The sequence below is a fragment of the Azohydromonas caseinilytica genome (assembly GCF_012927045.1).
Lineage (GTDB): Bacteria > Pseudomonadota > Gammaproteobacteria > Burkholderiales > Burkholderiaceae_C > Azohydromonas > Azohydromonas caseinilytica.
This window is the reverse complement of record NZ_JABBFW010000010.1, coordinates 125,559-141,387: the sequence shown is the minus strand read 5'-3', so window position 1 is coordinate 141,387 and position 15,829 is coordinate 125,559. Positions and strand designations below refer to the sequence as shown.

Below are 15,829 nucleotides of genomic sequence, written 5' to 3'. Positions count from 1 at the left end.
CCGCCGCGCGCCGCTCCTTTCCACTCCTCAACCCAGGCTCATGCCGATGACCACCACCTCATGGACCACCCGGGCGGACAACCGGGCCGCGCGCCTGGCGCGCGCCGCCCAGGCCCTCGGCCCGCGGCTGCGCGGCAAGCTCGCCGTCACCGACGCCATCACCGGGCTGCTCGAAGCCGTGATCGAGCCCCGCGACCGCGTCTGCCTCGAAGGCAACAACCAGAAGCAGGCCGACTTCCTGGCCCAGGCGCTGGTGCAGCTGGACCCGGCGCGCGTGCACGGCCTGCACATGGTGCAGTCGGTGCTGGCGCTGCCCGAGCACCTGGACGTGTTCGAGAACGGCATCGCCGCCAAGCTGGACTTCAGCTTCTCCGGCCCGCAAGGGGCGCGGCTGGCCAAGCTCGTCTCGGCCGGGCGCATCGAGATCGGCGCGATCCACACCTACCTGGAGCTGTTCTCGCGCTACTTCGTGGACCTCACGCCCAAGGTGGCGCTGGTGGCGGCGCAGGCGGCCGACGCGCAGGGCAATCTCTACACCGGGCCCAACACCGAGGACACGCCCGCCATCGTCGAGGCCACGGCCTTCTCGGGCGGCATCGTCATCGCGCAGGTCAATGAGCTGGTGGACGGTGCCACCACCACGCTGCCGCGCATCGACATCCCGGCCGACTGGGTCAGCTTCGTGGTCAAGGCGCCGCGGCCCAACTTCATCGAGCCGCTGTTCACGCGCGACCCGGCGCAGATCAGCGAGATCCAGGTGCTGATGGCGATGATGGCCCTCAAGGGCATCTATGCCGAGTACGGCGTGCAGCGCCTCAACCACGGCATCGGCTTCGACACCGCGGCCATCGAGCTGCTGCTGCCCACCTACGGCGAGGCGCTGGGGCTCAAGGGCAAGATCTGCAAGCACTGGGCCTTGAATCCGCACCCGGCGCTGATCCCGGCCATCGAGGCCGGCTGGGTGGAGTCGATCCACTCCTTCGGTTCCGAGCTGGGCATGGAGGACTACATCCGTGCCCGCTCCGACGTGTTCTTCACCGGGCCCGATGGCTCGCTCAGAAGCAACCGTGCCTTCTGCCAGGCCGCGGGCCACTACGCCTGCGACCTGTTCATTGGCTCCACGCTGCAGATCGACCTGGACGGCAACAGCTCCACCGCCACGCTGGGCCGCATTGCCGGCTTCGGCGGCGCGCCCAACATGGGCGCCGATGCGCGCGGGCGCCGGCACGTGAGCCCGGCCTGGCTACGCGCCGGGCGCGAGGCCCGCGCCGGCCGCGGCGGCGCCGCCGGCACGCCGCGCGGCCAGAAGCTGGTCGTGCAGATGGTCGAAACTTTCAGAGAGCACATGCAGCCCGCCTTCGTCGAGACGCTCGATGCCTGGCAGCTGGCGGAGCAGGCGGGCATGGAGCTGCCGCCGATCATGATCTACGGCGAGGACGTGACCCACATCCTCACCGAGGAGGGCATCGCCAACTTGCTCTTGTGCCGCAGCGACGAGGAGCGGGCGCAGGCCATCCGCGGCGTGGCGGGCTACACCGCCGTCGGCCTGGGCCGCGACAAGCGCATGGTGGAGAACCTGCGCGACCGCGGCGTGATCCGCCGCCCGCAGGACCTGGGCATCGACCCGCGCGACGCCACCCGCAACCTGCTCGCCGCGCGCTCCATGCGCGACCTGGTGCGCGCCTCGGGCGGCCTCTACCAGCCGCCGAAGCGCTTCCGCAACTGGTGAACCGGAGGACCGATTCATGAGCCTTCACGCAGGCATCGAAAGCCTGGATTTCAGCTACCAGGGCCAGCGCATTGCCGGCCCATTCGCGCCGGTGCTGGTCGGCGTCGTCGGTTCCGGCAACCTGGAGGTGATGCTCGAACCCGCCGGCGGCGACGCGTGCAGCGTGCACGTCGAAACCTCCGCGCGCGGCTTCGGCCCGATCTGGCAGGCCGTGCTCGACGATTTCCACGCCCGCCACCCGCTGGCCGGGGTGCGCATCTCCATCAACGACATGGGCGCGACGCCCGCGGTGGTGAGCCTGCGGCTCGACCAGGCCGTGGCCGAGCTGCCCCAGGGGAGTCAACCATGATCAGTTACGCCGAATGCCCGGCGCGCGAGCGCCTGGCGCGTCTGTTCGACGCAGGCAGCTTTCACGAGTGGCTGCCGCCGGCCGAGCGGGTGAGCAGCCCGCACCTGGCGCAGCTGGGCGTGCCCAAGTCCTTCGACGACGGCGTGGCGGTGGGCCGTGCGCGGCTGGACGGCCGGCCGGTGTTCGTCGCGGCGCAGGAGGGCGGCTTCATGGGCGGCGGCGTGGGCGAGGTGCATGGCGCCAAGCTGGTCGGCATGCTGCGGCGCGCGCTGCGCGACCGGCCCGACGCGGTGCTGCTGCTGGCCGATTCCGGCGGCGTGCGGCTGCACGAGGCCAATGCCGGTCTGATCGCGGTGTCGGAGGTGATGCGCGCCGTGCTGGACGTGCGCGCCGCCGGCATCCCGGTGATCGTGCTCATCGGCAGCGCCAACGGCTGCTTCGGCGGCATGGGCATCGTGGCGCGCTGCACCGACTTCGTGGTGATGAGCGACGTGGGCCGCCTGGCGATGTCGGGGCCGGAAGTGATCGAGGCCTCGCACGGCGTGGAGGAGTTCGATGCCCGCGACCGCGCCCTGGTGTGGCGCACCACCGGCGGCAAGCACCGCTGGCTCAGCGGCGACTGCGACCTGCTGGTGGAGGACGACGTGGCCGCCTTCCGCGCCGCCGCCCTCGCCGCGCTGGACCAGCGCCGGCCGATGACGCTGGAGGCGCTGGAAGCCGAGCATGCGTTGCTGAGCGAGCGTTTGAACCGGCTGCCCGAAGGGCTGGACGGGGACGAGGAAGCCATCACACTGTGGCGGAGCCTTGGCATTGCCGAGCCGGCGCGCGTGCCGGATCTGGACGTGGATGGCGTGCGCGCGCTGCGCGCGGCCTGAAGGAGGAACACCCATGGACTGGAACACGCTGGCGACGCGCCTGTTCGGCGAGGGCCACGGCATCGCCGCCGAAGGCGACTTCCTACAGGGCACGGTGAGCTTCGACGGCACGCCGCTGACGGTGGTGGGCACCACGAACCACGCGCCCATCGGCGTCAAGGTGGCGCTGGCCCAGGCGCGCGTGGTGCTGGACACGATGGCGCAGCACCCGGGGCGGCCGATCCTCTTGTTGATTGACACGCAGGGCCAGCAGCTGCGCCGGCGCGACGAGCTGCTGGGCATCAACCGCGCCATGGCGCATCTGGGCATGTGCATCGACCAGGCGCGCCGGCGCGGGCACCGCGTCATCGGGCTGGTGTATGACCAGGCGCTGTCGGGCGGCTTCATCACCTCGGGGCTGATCGCCGACGCCTGCTACGCGCTGCCGGAAGCCGAGATCCGCGTCATGCGCATCCCGGCCATGGCGCGCGTGACCAAGCTGGCGCCGGAGCTGCTGGAAGCGCTGTCCCAATCGAACCCGGTGTTCGCGCCGGGCGTGGCGAACTACGTGGCCATGGGCGGCGTGCGCGCGCTGTGGGAGGGTGACCTGGCCGCCGCGCTGCGCGAGGCGCTGGCGCACACGCCCACCGAGGACCGGCGCGCCCTGGACGGCGCCGAGCGCGGCGGCCGGCGCCTGGCGGCGCCGGTGGCGCAGCGGGTGCTGGACGCGGCCTGAAGGAGTGAGCATGCCGCCGCTGCGACGTCATCAATTGGCCTACCTGTCAGCCTCGGGCTGGCGCGAGGTGCTGGAAGCCGAGGGCATTGACTTCCAAGGCGCCAGCCGCGAAGCGCCAAGCCTGTCAGCTTCCCCTCGCCCGGGAAGCGGGAGAGGGGCAGGGGTGAGAGCGGCGGAGCGGGAGAGGGGAGCGTGGCGCCTTGGCGTTCAGGAACCGCAGGACGAGCAGGCTGTTTCCTGCTTTCTTCATTGGGCGGAGCACAAGCTGCCCCTGGTCGTCACCCGCCAGCCGCTGCCGGCCGACGGCGCCGACCCGCTCATCACCCTGGGCCTGTCGGCCCCGCCCGCCTGGGGCCGGCGCCTGCTGAGCCTGCAGGTGCCGCCGCAGGCCATCGGCTGGTTCGGCGAGTTCCCCGAACTGGCAGAGACGCTGGCGCAGTTGCCGCGCAGCGCCCGGCCCGTGCTGCAGGTGCTGGCGGACGGCCTGGCGGCGCAGGGCCTGCGTGCCCACGCCTACGGCAGCAGCGGCTGGCAGCGAATCACGGGACAGCGTTACCTGCACGCGCGCTCCGACCTGGATCTGTGGCTGCCGGTGGACGGCGCGGACGTGGCCGACGCCGCCGTCGCGCTGCTGCAGCGCCATGTGCCGGCGCACCTGCGCATCGATGGCGAGTTGGTCTTCCCCGACGGCGCCGCCGTGGCCTGGCGCGAGTGGGACGCCTGGCGCGCCGGGCGCAGCCGGGCGGTGCTGGTGAAGCGGCTGCACGGCGTGTCCATGGAGCAGGCGCTGCCCGGGGTGTCGGCGCCGCTGCCATGGGCGTGCGCGGCATGAGCGCGGCCACGCTGCGCGCCGCCATCGCGGCCCCGGCGCCGGCGTGGGGGCTGTCCGCTGCCCAGATCGGCCGCGCCGCCACGCTGGCGCTGCACGACGAGCTGGCGCTGGCGCCCAAGCCGGGGCTGGTCTCCTTCGTGGACAGCGGCAGCCACGACGACATGGACGCGCACACCTTCATGCGCAGCCTGTTTTCGTTGCGCCGCTATTTCGTGCGCATGGCCGAGCTGGGCGCGGCGCAGGTGCCCTTCGCCGAGCTGGAGCGCAGCGGCATCGCCGCCGAGGCGCGCATGCTGGCTGCCACCGGCGGCATCAACACGCACCGGGGCGCGATCTTCGTGCTGGGCCTGCTGTGCGCTGCCACCGGCGCGGCGCAGGCGCTGGACGGCCGCCGCGATGCCGATGCGGTGCGCGAGCATCTGCGCCGGCATTGGGGCGGGGCGCTGGACGCGCGCAGCCAGCGCGCGCCCACGCTGCCCGGCGGCATCGCCGCGCGCCGGCACGGGCTGCGCAGCGCCTCGCAGGAGGCGGCGCTGGGTTTCCCGGTGCTGTTCGAGACGGCGCTGCCGGCCTGGGACGACGCGCGGCGGCGCGGGCTGAGCGCGCAGCAGGTGCGGCTGGACTGCTTTTTCTCGATCCTGGCCGTGCTGGACGACAGCAACCTGGCGCACCGCGGCGGGCTGGAAGGGCTGCACTTCGCGCGCCGGGCGGCGCGGGCGTTCATCGAACAGGGCGGCGCCGGGCAGCCGGGAGCGCCGGCGGCGGCGTGGTCCCTGCATCGCGACTTCGTCGCGCGGCACCTGTCGCCCGGCGGCTGTGCCGACCTGCTGGCCGCGGCCTGCTTCCTGCGGCGGGTGGCGCGGGAGCCTTGACATGAGGTTCGCGCTGGTCTTTGCCGGCCAGGGCATGCAGCACGCCGGCATGCTGCCCTGGCTGGCGCGCGGCGACGGCGTGCGCGCGGTGGAGCAGCAGCTGGGCGAGGACTGGCGCGAGCGCCTGGCCGACCCGGCCTGGGCCGGCCGCAACGCGAACGCGCAGGTGCTGCTCACTGGCCTGGGCCTCGCGGCCTGGACGCAGCTCGCACCGCTGCTGCCGCCGCCCGCGATGGTGGCCGGCTACAGCGTGGGCGAGATGGCGGCCTTCTGCGCGGCGGGGGTATACGACGTCCCCACGGCATTGAGCTTGGCTCAGCAGCGCGCGGCCTGCATGGACGCCGCCGCCGCGCGCGAGGCCACCGGTCTGCTGGGCGTCACCGGCCTGGCGCCCGCGGGGGTGGCGGCGCTGTGCGCGCGCTTCGACCTGGAGGTGGCGATCCGCAACGGCTACGACAGCGTGGTGCTGGGCGGCCGGCGCTCCGCGCTGGAGGCTGCTTTGCAGGACGCGGAGCGGCAGGGCGCGCGCTGCACGCCGCTGAACGTGGCCCTGGCGTCGCACACGCGCTGGATGCGCGAGGCGGCCGAGGCTTTCGAACGGGCGCTGGCGCCGGTGGCGCTGTCCCGCCCGCGCGTACCGCTGCTGAGCAACGCGCTGGGGCGGGTGCGCGATGCGGCGCAGGCGCGCCAGGCGCTGGTCGAGCAGATCGCCCGCACGGTGCAGTGGGAAGACTGCATGGAGGCCCTCGCCGCGCAGCGCGTGGACGCGGTGCTGGAAATCGGCCCGGGCCAGGCGCTGGCCAAGATGTGGCAGCAGCGCTGCCCGGACATCCCGGCGCGCTCGGCGGACGAGTTCCGCAGCGCGGCGGCGGTGGCGAAATGGGTGCTGGCCCAGGGCGACTGAGCAACCGCCCGGCCGGCAGCGGGCGTGCCGGGCCTCAAGCGCCGAAACGGTCCGGCCGGCCCATGTTCCAGTGGCCACCGCGGTGGGGGCGCAGGCCGACCAGCACCGGGGCTTGCGGCAGCCTGGTCCTCGTGTCCCCGGGCTGATCGTGACGAAATACATAGTTCTCTAAACGTACTGAGCAAGTTTTCGTTGTTCCATCTCAAGCCGGGCCCGGAAATGTCGAAGCCGGCATTCCGGCTACTGAATCAACCAACCCCATGCCTGTCGCAGGCTGGGGCTGCCCCGCGACATGATCGACTTCCGCAACTTGAACATCGGTACCCGCCTGGCGCTCAGCTTCGCGGGCATCGTCTCCCTGATCGCGCTGCTGGCTGTAACGGCCTTCATGCAGCTGTCCTCGGCGCGGCATGACACGCAGGAGCTGACCGGGGCACAGTCCGAGCGGCTGCGCCTGGCCACCGAGTGGCGCGAGAACATCCTGGTCAACTCGCAGCGCACGCTGGCCATCGTCTACAGCGCCGACAAGAGCCTGACGGCACGCTTCGCCGACGAGATGAAGGCGCTCACAGCGCGGACCACCGAAATCCAGAAGCGCTACACCGAGATCGAAACCGAGGCCCAGGCCGTGGCGCTGATGGAGCAGATGGGCCAGGTGCGCAAGCAGTACCTGCAGCAGCGCGAAGCGTTGGTCAACAACCCGCCGCAGGACCCGGCGGCGCTGGAGCGGGCCACCGCGGAGTTCAAGGCGACCGTGCAGGCCTACATCGCGGCGGCGACGCGGCTGTTCGAGCATGAGCAGTCGCGCAGCACCGCCATGGGCGCGGCGATGACGGCCGAACTGGGCGCGATCCAGTTCAAGCTCGTCGCCACAGCTGTCACCTGCGCGGTGCTGGCCGCCGTGCTGGGCTGGCTGCTGGCGCGCGGCATCGTGCGGCCGCTGGCGGCGGCGCAGGCCTCGGCCGAGCGCATCGCCGGCGGCGACCTCAGCGTGCAGGTGGAAGCGGGCCGGCAGGATGAGGTCGGGCGGCTGCTGCAGGCCATCGCGCGCATGCAGGACGCGCTGCGCCACCTGGTGGGCGACATCCGCGCCTCGGTGGAGAACATCGGCGTGGCCAGCGCCGAGGTGGCCGCAGGCAACCAGGACCTGAGCGCCCGCACCGAGCAGGCCTCGGCCAGCCTGCAGCAGACCGCCGCCTCGGTCGAGCAGATCTCCAGCACCATCCGCCAGAGCTCGGACTCCGCCACCGAGGCCGACCGGCTGGCGCGCCAGGCCTCCGCGGTGGCCGGCGAAGGCGGCCAGGCGGTGCTGCGCGTGGTCTCGACCATGGACGCCATCAGCCAGAGCTCGCAGCGCATCGGCGACATCGTGGGCGTGATCGACGGCATCGCCTTCCAGACCAACATCCTGGCGCTCAATGCGGCAGTGGAAGCGGCCCGTGCCGGCGAGCAGGGCCGCGGCTTCGCCGTGGTGGCCGGCGAGGTGCGGGCGCTGGCGCAGCGCAGCGCCTCGGCGGCCAAGGAGATCAAGGACCTGATCGCCGACAGCCTGCGGCGCGTCGAGGCCGGTGCGCAGGAGGCGCGCGCGGCCGGGCGCACCATCGAGGGCGTGGTCGGGCGCGTGCAGGACGTGTCGGGCATCGTCAGCCGCATCACCGCCGCGGCCAACGAGCAGGCCCGGGGCATTGACGAGGTCAACCTGGCCGTGTCGCAGCTCGACACCGTGACGCAGCAGAACGCGGCGCTGGTGGAGGAGTCCGCCGCCGCGGCGGCCAGCCTCAAGGACCAGACGCAGCACCTGACGCGCTCCGTGCAGCGCTTCCGCCTGGCCTGAGGCCGGGGCGGCTGCACTATGCTGGGCGCCCCGTGCCGCCCGAGCGCGTCGCCGCGTGCAGCCTGCCATGTCCCTGACCCAGCCGAGCTTCTGCGTCTCCCGGGCTGATACCGGCCTGATGGCCCGGCTCATGGCGCAGGTGGACTGGGCCGCCACGCCGCTGGGCCCGCGCGCGGCCTGGCCGCGCGAGCTGGCCTGCATGGTCGACGTGATGCTGCGCTCGCGCCAGCCCATGGCGCTGGCCTGGGGCCCGCGGCGCATCTTTCTCTACAACGACGCCCACATTCCGCTGTGCGCTGGCCGCCATCCGGCCGCGCTGGGCGCGCCGCTGCACCGGGTGTGGGGGCCCGCCTGGCCGGCGCTGGCGCCCAGCGTCGAGGCGGCCTGGCGCGGCGAGGCGCAGTGGCACGAGGACGTTCCCATCGAGCCGGCCGGTGGTGAGGGCACCGGCCCGCGTTGGCTCAGCTTCTCGACCACGCCGCTGCAGGACGACACCGGCGCCGTTGCCGGGGTGCTGTTCACGGTGATGGACACCACCGTCCGGATGCGGCGCGCGCGGGAGCATGCGCTCGAGCGGCAGCAACTGCTGGAAACCTTCCGGCATGCGCCGGGCTTCATGGCGGTGCTGCGCGGGCCCGCGCATGTGCTGGAGTTCGTCAACGAGACGCAGATGCGCCTGTTCCTGCGCGACGAGTCCATCGTCGGCCTGCCGGTGCGCGAGGCCTTCCCGGAGCTCGAAGGCCAGGGCCTGGTCGAGCTGCTGGACCAGGTCTACCGCAGCGGTGAGCGCCATGTTGCGCACAACATGCCCGTGGCGCTGAAGGCGGCCGAGGACGCGCCGGCGCTGCAGCTGCGGCTGGACTTCGTGATCGCGCCGATCCGCGACGCCGCCGGCGCAGTGACGGGCCTGTTCTGCACGGGGCACGACGTCACCGAGATCCTGGACGCGCAGCATGTGCTGGTGCAGGCCGAGGAGCAGCTGCGGCTGGCCACCGACGCGGCGGAGGTGGGCTTCTGGGACGTCGATCCGTCCAGCGGCGCCGTGCAGTGGCCGTCGCGCGTGCGGGCGATGTTCGGCATCCCGGCGCAGGCGCCGGTGACCATGGCCGACTTCTACGCCGGCCTGCACCCCGAGGACCGCGAGCGCGTGCGCGAGGCCTTCGAGGCCGCCTGTGATCCCGCGCGGCGGCTGCTCTACGACGAGGAGTTCCGCACCGTCGGGCGCGACGACGGCGTCGTGCGCTGGGTGGCGGCCAAGGGGCGGGCGCTGTTCTCGCGCCGCGGGCGCTGCACCCGGGTGCTGGGCACGGCCATCGACATCACCGGGCGCAAGCAGCTGGAGCAGGCGCTGCTGGACTCGCGCGGCCAGCTGCAGCGCATCCTGGAGAGCATCACCGACGGTCTGGCCGTGTTCGACCGGCAGTGGCGCTACGTCTATCTCAACGAGCGCGGGGCCCGCATGCTGGGCGTGCGCGCCGCCGAGGTGGCGGGCCGCTGCCTGTGGGCGCAGTTCCCGCAGGCCCGCGCCACGCGCTTCGGCCAGGAGTTCCTGCGCGCCGTGGACACGGGCGAGCCGGCGCACTTCGAGGCCTTCTATGCCGAGCCGCTGAACCGGTGGCTGGAGTGCCATGGCTATCCCTGGGCCGACGGGCTGTCGGTGTTCTTCCGTGACGTGACGGACCGGCACCGGGCCGAGGCGGCGCTGCGGGCCAGCGAGTACCGGCTGCGCCGCGTCTTCGAGCTCAACCCCATCGGCCTGGTCACCGGCGACGCGCGCGGACGGCTGCACGACGCCAACGATGCCTTCCTGCGCATCGTCGGCTGCACGCGCGATGACCTGCTCGGCGGCCGCGTGCGCTGGGACACGCTCACGCCGCCGGAGCACCTGGAGGCCGACCGGCGCGCCATCGAGGAGGTGGCGCGCCACGGCGTCTCCTCGGTGTACGAGAAGGAATACCAGCGCGCCGACGGCAGCCGCGTGCGGGTCATGCTGGCGGTGTGCAGTTTCGACGAGGTCGAGGAGCTGCTGGCCTTCGTGATCGACATCACCGAACGCAAGCAGGCCGAGGAGGCGCTGCGCCAGCTCGATCGCCGCAAGGACGAGTTCCTGGCCATGCTGGCGCACGAGCTGCGCAACCCGCTGGCGCCGCTGCGCAACGCGGCGCAGCTGCTGGCCGTGCCGGCGCTGCGCGCCGACCAGCTGCGCTGGGTGCAGCGCCTCATCGAGCGCCAGGTCGGGCACATGGCGCGGCTGCTGGACGACCTGCTGGACCTGGCGCGCATCACGCAGGGCAAGCTGCGGCTGATGAAGGAGCCGGTGTCGCTGGGCGCCATCGTGGAATCGGCGGTGGAGGCGGCGCGGCCGCTGATCGACCAGAAGCGGCACACGCTCGTGATCGAGCTGGACGCGGCCGCGCAGGGCGAGCTGGTGCTGCAGGCCGACCCGGTGCGGCTGTCGCAGGTGCTCTCCAATTTGCTGACCAATGCCGCCAAGTACACCGACGCGGGCGGGCGCGTCGAGCTTACGGCGCGTCAGCAGGGTGCCGAGCTGGAGCTGTGCGTGCGCGACAACGGCATCGGGCTGCCGCCGCAGGCGCGCACACGCATTTTCGAGATGTTCGGCCAGCTCGAATCCGGCGCGGGCCGGGCCGATGGCGGCCTGGGCATCGGGCTGGCGCTGGTGCGCGGCATCGTCGAGCTGCACGGCGGACAGGTGAGCGTGGACAGCGCCGGCGCGGGGCGGGGCACCTGCTTCACGGTGCGGCTGCCGCTGGCCGAGACGCCGGCGCCGGCGCAGCCCGAGCCGCTGGCCGAGGCCCCGCGCACCGGGCTCAAGGTGCTGGTGGCCGACGACAACGAGGACGCGGCGCAGACCCTGGGGCTGCTGCTCTCGTTCCGCGGCTGCGAGACGCAGGTGGCCACTTCCGGACGGGCAGCGCTGGAGACGGCGGCGCAGTGGCGGCCGCAGGTGGCGGTGCTGGACATCGGCATGCCCGACCTGGACGGCCACGCCGTGGCGCGCGCGCTGCGCGAGCGCCCCGGTGGCGAAACGCTGCTGCTGATCGCGCTCACCGGCTGGGGCCAGGACGCGGACCGCCGCAAGTCCGAGGTGGCGGGCTTCGACCACCATCTCACCAAGCCGGTGGACATCAACGAGCTGCTGGCGCTGATGGCGGTGCGACAGGCCGGGTAAGGCAGGCCTTGCGGGCGCGGTTCGGACGTCCCGCCGCCGGCCGGGGTGACCGGGGCATGGGCCGTCGTTGAGAAATCAATCAAGCCCATGCGGTTGCATGAGCGCCGGTGCGTTGTTGTCCCTGTCCCACTACTGCGCAGAGGGACAGTGTCCGTGGGCCTGGAGAGGAGTACCCTGTACAAGTTCGGCGCCGTGCGCGTACGGACAAGGCGGATGCGGCCCCTAGACCCGGCGCTTCCTTCGATCGACCCGTTCGATCCCACCTCTGCGGTCCGCCGGACCGGGAAGGGCAAGCGCATGGAACCGTTCGGCGAATCGGCGCTCGAGCGCGAAGGCGCCCGGGCCGCGGCCCATGGGGCGGACTGGCGAGCCAACCCCTTCCTGCAGCGCAACAACATGCCTCAGGCCAGCGGCGAGTCGCTGGCCGACTGGTCGCGCCGGCATGATGCCTGGCAAAGAGGTTTCGAAGGCTACTTCCAGCATGCCGCGGACCCCGCGCGGCGGGGCAGGTAGTCCATGGCCGCCCGTTCACCCACGGCGCCTGCGCTGCTCGTGCACGGTGCTGCCGCAACGAGGACCAGGAGTTCCTGACATGAAAAAACCCGTCCACCCGCCGCCCTCGTCGCGGCACCAGGTCCTGCTCGACGGCTTGCCGGTGACGGCCAAGCTGCTCCATCAAAGACAGGCCAGCGACATTCCCGAGGGCTATGTCGAGGACTACCTGGCGCTGGACTGGCTCGAATGGCACGGCGGCACGCTGCGCCTGACGATCACCGGGCAGAACATCTGCCGGTATGCCGCCTCGCGTCACGCCGGCGACGCGCGGGGCTGAGCAAATCTTCCCGCCAGCCGCAAGCGTTGCTTACACAGGCGGCATCGGCTGCGCGGCATGCCTGGGCCGGGCGCGCTGCACGAGGCGGCCAGGCCTGATCCGCTCATGAGGCGTCCGCCGGCGTGGTCAGCAACTGGCTGGTGCGCTGCACGTCGCGCTCGAAGGCGGCAATGGAGTGTTCGGAAATCGGTGCATGCAGCAGCACCGTGCGCGCCATCTCCGCGTAACGCTCGAAGGTTTCCGACAGCTCTGCCCGGGCTTGCGCGGGCATCACCTGCAGCAGCGCGGTGATCAGGGCGTCGAGCGCCACCAGGCTGCCCTTGAGCTCACAGATCTTTTCGGTGGCTTCCTGCAAGTCCTTCATCGTCGCTCCTCAAAGTGAAAAGCCGCGACCCCGGGGCCGCGGCTCGCTCGCCGGTGGAGGCCGCGCCGTACGGGCGCGCCGCCATCAGGCCGGGCGAATGTTCGACGCCTGCGGGCCCTTCTGGCCCTGCGTCACTTCGAACTGCACGCGCTGGCTCTGGCCGAGCGCGCGAAAACCGCTGCCGCTCTGAATCCGGCTGAAATGGGCGAACAGGTCCTTGCCGTCGCCATCAGGCGTGATGAAGCCGAAGCCCTTGCCGTCGTCGAACCACTTCGCGGTGCCGGTCTGTGTCGTCATGTCGAATCTCTCCAGGTTTCGTGCGCCACACACGCGGCACAGGCAGAGAAGTCAAGAAAATCGTCGAGAGACTCGACCGGACCGGCCGGCGGTGCCGACGGCAAACAGAGCAGACCTGGTGGAGACGGTCTTGGGAACCTGTGTCCACACCATAACACCATGGCGCATGGACTCATGCGGACCGAGCCCTTGCCGGTGAGGCCGGCGCACCGGCGCCGCCATGCCGCCCCGGAGAAGGCAATTGGCTGCGCGCTCAACCGGGCTGCGCGCTTGCGCCGGCCGGGAAGCGCGACGGCGGTAGGGGGCAATGCCAGGGCGGCAAAGACCTGGCACGAGAGCTGCTACATTAATGTGCTGGCCCGCGTGATGCGGCCCACTCCTGAAAGCCTGTACGTGACCGACGCAGGCTTGCTCGTCCCTTCTCTTCGGTCTCGAACCGGACGCCGCCCTTGTGGGCTGCCGTCTATCCTGGTCCTGCGCAAGGGCCGATGACCTGGCCTCGTGCTGTACGCAAGGCTCCACCGCTGCCGGTGGGCGCGTGCGCAGGGCCTATTGAAAGTTTTTCCATAGACACCTTCACCACTGTCGGCAAATACCGTGTCTCGCCGCTGACCAAGCAGCGCCACGACGGCCGCTACACGGCTTCCGTCTCGATCCGCAGCGGTCGGGGCAGCGCCACGCACGACCGCGTGCTGCGCCTGACACCCGTCTTCGACACCGCCCAGGCGGCCCTTCACCACGCCACCTCCGAGGGACTGGCCTGGGTGGATGACCGCACAACCTCCCTCCAGAAAGCGTGATGCCATGGCCAAGGAAGAGCTCATTTCCATGAACGGAGTCGTGCGCGAGGTGCTGCCCGATTCGCGCTTTCGCGTGTCGCTGGAGAACGGGCATGAGCTCGTCGCCTACACGGCCGGGCGCATGAAGAAGCACCACATCCGCATCCTGGCCGGCGACAACGTCTCGCTGGAGCTCTCGCCCTACGACCTCAGCAAGGGCCGCATCACCTTCCGCCACCTGGAGCGCCGCGGCCCGCCGCCGCCGGCTCGCAACAACCGAGGGCCCGCCCGATGAGCAAGGACACCGACCAGGCCACCGTCGTGCAGGGCGACGGCCTGCGCTACAAGCGCAAAGCCGCGGGCTCGCCCTTCGGTTCGGGCTGCGCCACGGGCCTGCACCAGGCCTCAATGTCCTGCTTCAAGTGCGGCACGCACCGGCCCCGCAGCGAGCTGCAGACCAAGCGGCTGCTGGGCAAGAACCAGCAAGTGTGCGCCGGGGGCTGCACACCGCGCTGAGAGGGGCGCCGGCCCAACGGGCCCGGCATGGGCCGCGCCGGTCCGGGCCGCCCTGGCAGGGCTAGCTGAACCGGGCCGGCCGCTTCTCCAGCCGCGCGCGGATGCCTTCGCTCTTGTCGGCGGTGGCGAACAGCAGCTGGAAGGACTTGCGCTCGAACTGCAGTCCCTGCTCCAGCGGCAGGTTCATGCCTTCGATCACCGCCTCCTTGATGAACCGCAGCGCCTGCTGAGGGCCCGCGGCCAGCTTCGCAGCCAGCGCCAGCGCGTGCGCCTCCACCTCCGCATCGGGCAGCACCTCGCTGGCCAGGCCCATGGCCAGGGCCTCGCCGGCGCTGACGGCTTCGCCCGAAAGCAGCAGCCGCATGGCGCGGAACTTCCCGACCGCGCGCGCGAGGCGCTGCGTGGCGCCGCCGCCGGGCATGAGCCCGATCAGCACCTCGGGCTGGCCGAAGCGCGCGCCCTGGCCGGCGACGAGGATGTCGGCGTGCATCGCCAGCTCGCAGCCGCCGCCCAGCGCATGGCCGCGCACGGCGGCGATCACCGGCTTGCGGCAGCGCGAGATCGCCCCCCACAGCCGGTCCATGTGGCGGCCCACGATCTCCATGGGCATGGCGTCCACGTACTCGTGGAGGTCCGCGCCGGCGCAGAAGGCGCGCTCCCCGCCGGCCAGCACGATCACCTTCACGCCCTCGTCCACCTCCAGCGCCTCGAAGGCCGCGGCCAGCGCGCGGCGCAGCGCCAGGTTCAGCGCATTGAGCACGGCCGGGCGGTGCAGGCGCAGCAGCGCGACGCCGGGCGCGGGACGCTCCTGCAGCAGGATGTCGTCGGCCGCCATGGCTCAGCCCTGCCCGAAGCGCGGCGGGCGCTTCTCGAAGAAGGCGGCCACGGCCTCGGCATGGTCGGCCGTGTGGTGCGCCAGGCCCTGGAAGCGGCCGGCGGCATCCAGCGCCTCGTCCAGCGTGCCGGTGCGCGCCTGCAGCAGCAGCTGCTTGGTCCAGCGCAGCGCCTGCGGCGCGTTGGCGGCGATGCGGTTGGCCAACGCCATGGCCTCGTCCAGCAGTGCTTCCGGCGCCACCACCTTCGACACCAGCCCGATGCGCAGCGCCTCCTCGGCGTCGATGGCGTCGCCCGTCAGCGCCAGCTCCGCGGCCTTGGAGGCCCCGACCACGCGCGGCAGCAGCCAGCAGCCGCCGTCGCCCGGCACGATGCCGACCTTGACGAAGCTCTCGGCGAAGCGCGCCGCGGTCGAGGCGATGCGGATGTCGCACATGCAGGCCAGGTCGTTGCCGGCGCCGATGGCCGCTCCGTTGACCGCCGCAATGACGGGCAACTGCAGCCGCTGGAAGGCGCGCGGGATGCGCTGGATGCCGTTGCGGTAGTTCTGCGCGATCTGCTCCGGGCTGCCGGCGAACATGCCGCTGCGGTCGCGCATCTTGGCCACGTCGCCGCCGGAGCAGAAGGCGCTGCCGGCGCCGGTGAGCACGGCGGCGCGCAGGCTGAGATCGGCATTGAGCTGTTCGAACAGGCTCTCGAAGGCCGCGTACATCGCCTCGCCGTCGAGGGCATTGCGCGTGGCGGGGCGATTCAGGGTCAGCAGCGCCACGGCGCCGCGCCGCTCGAAGAGGATGGGTTGATCGTCTTGCATGATGAACAGGTCTGAGCCCCGGCGCGGCGGTGGCCGGCCGGTCGATGGGTGGAGGCGCCGTCCCGCAGGGTCAGCGCGCCGCAGCAGGGCGCC

18 protein-coding genes are annotated in these 15,829 nt (G+C 72.1%); 14 read left to right on the top strand and 4 right to left on the bottom strand.

What is annotated here, in order from left to right:
- The first annotated feature begins 46 nt into the window (after positions 1-46).
- From mdcA to HHL10_RS15960, 11 genes are all read left to right on the top strand, one after another.
- On the top strand, positions 47-1,729 hold the full coding sequence (gene mdcA / locus HHL10_RS16010; protein ID WP_169161391.1) for a malonate decarboxylase subunit alpha: 1,683 nt from the start codon (positions 47-49) through the stop codon (positions 1,727-1,729).
- A 16-nt stretch (positions 1,730-1,745) separates the two neighbouring features.
- On the top strand, positions 1,746-2,078 hold the full coding sequence (gene mdcC, locus HHL10_RS16005) for a malonate decarboxylase acyl carrier protein (RefSeq protein ID WP_169161390.1): 333 nt from the start codon (positions 1,746-1,748) through the stop codon (positions 2,076-2,078).
- Positions 2,075-2,953 carry a biotin-independent malonate decarboxylase subunit beta gene (locus tag HHL10_RS16000; RefSeq protein WP_169161389.1) on the top strand — a complete coding sequence of 293 codons (879 nt, stop codon included), beginning with the start codon at positions 2,075-2,077 and terminating at the stop codon, positions 2,951-2,953. Before mdcC ends, HHL10_RS16000 begins: the two co-directional genes overlap by 4 nt.
- 13 nt (positions 2,954-2,966) lie before the next feature.
- Positions 2,967-3,668, top strand: coding sequence for a biotin-independent malonate decarboxylase subunit gamma (locus tag HHL10_RS15995; protein ID WP_169161388.1), 702 nt, complete (start codon positions 2,967-2,969; stop codon positions 3,666-3,668).
- A 10-nt stretch (positions 3,669-3,678) separates the two neighbouring features.
- The gene (mdcG, locus tag HHL10_RS15990; protein ID WP_169161387.1) at positions 3,679-4,500 is read left to right on the top strand and encodes a malonate decarboxylase holo-[acyl-carrier-protein] synthase; all 822 of its coding nucleotides are present in this window, start codon (positions 3,679-3,681) and stop codon (positions 4,498-4,500) included.
- Positions 4,497-5,372 (top strand): triphosphoribosyl-dephospho-CoA synthase, encoded by an 876-nt coding sequence (locus HHL10_RS15985; protein WP_169161386.1) that lies wholly within the window; start codon positions 4,497-4,499, stop codon positions 5,370-5,372. The genes mdcG and HHL10_RS15985 overlap by 4 nt, the downstream gene beginning before the upstream one ends.
- Before the next feature lies 1 nt (position 5,373).
- On the top strand, positions 5,374-6,276 hold the full coding sequence (locus HHL10_RS15980) for an ACP S-malonyltransferase (RefSeq protein ID WP_169161385.1): 903 nt from the start codon (positions 5,374-5,376) through the stop codon (positions 6,274-6,276).
- A gap of 310 nt (positions 6,277-6,586) precedes the next feature.
- Positions 6,587-8,110, top strand: coding sequence for a methyl-accepting chemotaxis protein (locus HHL10_RS15975; protein WP_235971535.1), 1,524 nt, complete (start codon positions 6,587-6,589; stop codon positions 8,108-8,110).
- Positions 8,111-8,177: 67 nt separating this feature from the next.
- Positions 8,178-11,303 carry a PAS domain S-box protein gene (locus HHL10_RS15970; RefSeq protein ID WP_169161383.1) on the top strand — a complete coding sequence of 1,042 codons (3,126 nt, stop codon included), beginning with the start codon at positions 8,178-8,180 and terminating at the stop codon, positions 11,301-11,303.
- Between the two features lie 297 nt (positions 11,304-11,600).
- Positions 11,601-11,816: a CrpP-related protein gene (locus tag HHL10_RS15965; RefSeq protein WP_169161382.1), complete on the top strand. Its 216-nt coding sequence runs from the start codon at positions 11,601-11,603 to the stop codon at positions 11,814-11,816.
- A gap of 79 nt (positions 11,817-11,895) precedes the next feature.
- On the top strand, positions 11,896-12,135 hold the full coding sequence (locus HHL10_RS15960) for a hypothetical protein (protein WP_169161381.1): 240 nt from the start codon (positions 11,896-11,898) through the stop codon (positions 12,133-12,135).
- 103 nt (positions 12,136-12,238) lie between these two features.
- On the opposite strand, the gene HHL10_RS15955 is transcribed toward HHL10_RS15960, so the two are convergent.
- Together HHL10_RS15955 and HHL10_RS15950 are read right to left on the bottom strand one after the other, a co-directional pair.
- A complete protein-coding gene (locus HHL10_RS15955; RefSeq protein ID WP_169161380.1) occupies positions 12,239-12,499 on the bottom strand; it encodes a hypothetical protein in 261 nt (86 codons plus the stop codon).
- Between the two features lie 84 nt (positions 12,500-12,583).
- Complete coding sequence (locus HHL10_RS15950) at positions 12,584-12,796, bottom strand: cold-shock protein (RefSeq protein WP_169161379.1); 213 nt, start codon at positions 12,794-12,796, stop codon at positions 12,584-12,586.
- A 488-nt stretch (positions 12,797-13,284) separates the two neighbouring features.
- On the opposite strand from HHL10_RS15950, the gene HHL10_RS31190 reads away from it, so the two are divergent.
- From HHL10_RS31190 to HHL10_RS15935, 3 genes are read left to right on the top strand one after another with little or no spacing between them, the layout of a single operon-like run.
- Positions 13,285-13,596 carry a hypothetical protein gene (locus tag HHL10_RS31190; RefSeq protein ID WP_310734607.1) on the top strand — a complete coding sequence of 104 codons (312 nt, stop codon included), beginning with the start codon at positions 13,285-13,287 and terminating at the stop codon, positions 13,594-13,596.
- A gap of 4 nt (positions 13,597-13,600) precedes the next feature.
- Positions 13,601-13,870 carry a translation initiation factor IF-1 gene (infA, locus tag HHL10_RS15940; RefSeq protein ID WP_169161378.1) on the top strand — a complete coding sequence of 90 codons (270 nt, stop codon included), beginning with the start codon at positions 13,601-13,603 and terminating at the stop codon, positions 13,868-13,870.
- The gene (locus HHL10_RS15935) at positions 13,867-14,091 is read left to right on the top strand and encodes a hypothetical protein (protein ID WP_169161377.1); all 225 of its coding nucleotides are present in this window, start codon (positions 13,867-13,869) and stop codon (positions 14,089-14,091) included. Before infA ends, HHL10_RS15935 begins: the two co-directional genes overlap by 4 nt.
- Positions 14,092-14,152: 61 nt before the next feature.
- On the opposite strand, the gene HHL10_RS15930 is transcribed toward HHL10_RS15935, so the two are convergent.
- Both HHL10_RS15930 and HHL10_RS15925 read right to left on the bottom strand, forming a co-directional pair.
- Positions 14,153-14,926: an enoyl-CoA hydratase-related protein gene (locus HHL10_RS15930; protein WP_169161376.1), complete on the bottom strand. Its 774-nt coding sequence runs from the start codon at positions 14,924-14,926 to the stop codon at positions 14,153-14,155.
- Between the two features lie 3 nt (positions 14,927-14,929).
- On the bottom strand, positions 14,930-15,736 hold the full coding sequence (locus tag HHL10_RS15925) for a crotonase/enoyl-CoA hydratase family protein (protein WP_169161375.1): 807 nt from the start codon (positions 15,734-15,736) through the stop codon (positions 14,930-14,932).
- Positions 15,737-15,829 lie beyond the last annotated feature (93 nt).

Coding starts and splice junctions, on each gene's coding strand:
- mdcC (WP_169161390.1), top strand. CDS start 1,746: ATGAGCCTTCACGCAGGCATCGAAAGCCTGGATTTCAGCTACCAGGGC.
- HHL10_RS15930 (WP_169161376.1), bottom strand. CDS start 14,926: ATGGCGGCCGACGACATCCTGCTGCAGGAGCGTCCCGCGCCCGGCGTC.
- HHL10_RS15955 (WP_169161380.1), bottom strand. CDS start 12,499: ATGAAGGACTTGCAGGAAGCCACCGAAAAGATCTGTGAGCTCAAGGGC.
- HHL10_RS15985 (WP_169161386.1), top strand. CDS start 4,497: ATGAGCGCGGCCACGCTGCGCGCCGCCATCGCGGCCCCGGCGCCGGCG.
- HHL10_RS15950 (WP_169161379.1), bottom strand. CDS start 12,796: ATGACGACACAGACCGGCACCGCGAAGTGGTTCGACGACGGCAAGGGC.
- HHL10_RS15935 (WP_169161377.1), top strand. CDS start 13,867: ATGAGCAAGGACACCGACCAGGCCACCGTCGTGCAGGGCGACGGCCTG.
- infA (WP_169161378.1), top strand. CDS start 13,601: ATGGCCAAGGAAGAGCTCATTTCCATGAACGGAGTCGTGCGCGAGGTG.
- HHL10_RS16000 (WP_169161389.1), top strand. CDS start 2,075: ATGATCAGTTACGCCGAATGCCCGGCGCGCGAGCGCCTGGCGCGTCTG.
- HHL10_RS15980 (WP_169161385.1), top strand. CDS start 5,374: ATGAGGTTCGCGCTGGTCTTTGCCGGCCAGGGCATGCAGCACGCCGGC.
- HHL10_RS15965 (WP_169161382.1), top strand. CDS start 11,601: ATGGAACCGTTCGGCGAATCGGCGCTCGAGCGCGAAGGCGCCCGGGCC.
- HHL10_RS15970 (WP_169161383.1), top strand. CDS start 8,178: ATGTCCCTGACCCAGCCGAGCTTCTGCGTCTCCCGGGCTGATACCGGC.
- HHL10_RS15960 (WP_169161381.1), top strand. CDS start 11,896: ATGAAAAAACCCGTCCACCCGCCGCCCTCGTCGCGGCACCAGGTCCTG.
- HHL10_RS15925 (WP_169161375.1), bottom strand. CDS start 15,736: ATGCAAGACGATCAACCCATCCTCTTCGAGCGGCGCGGCGCCGTGGCG.
- HHL10_RS15995 (WP_169161388.1), top strand. CDS start 2,967: ATGGACTGGAACACGCTGGCGACGCGCCTGTTCGGCGAGGGCCACGGC.
- HHL10_RS31190 (WP_310734607.1), top strand. CDS start 13,285: ATGACCTGGCCTCGTGCTGTACGCAAGGCTCCACCGCTGCCGGTGGGC.
- mdcA (WP_169161391.1), top strand. CDS start 47: ATGACCACCACCTCATGGACCACCCGGGCGGACAACCGGGCCGCGCGC.
- mdcG (WP_169161387.1), top strand. CDS start 3,679: ATGCCGCCGCTGCGACGTCATCAATTGGCCTACCTGTCAGCCTCGGGC.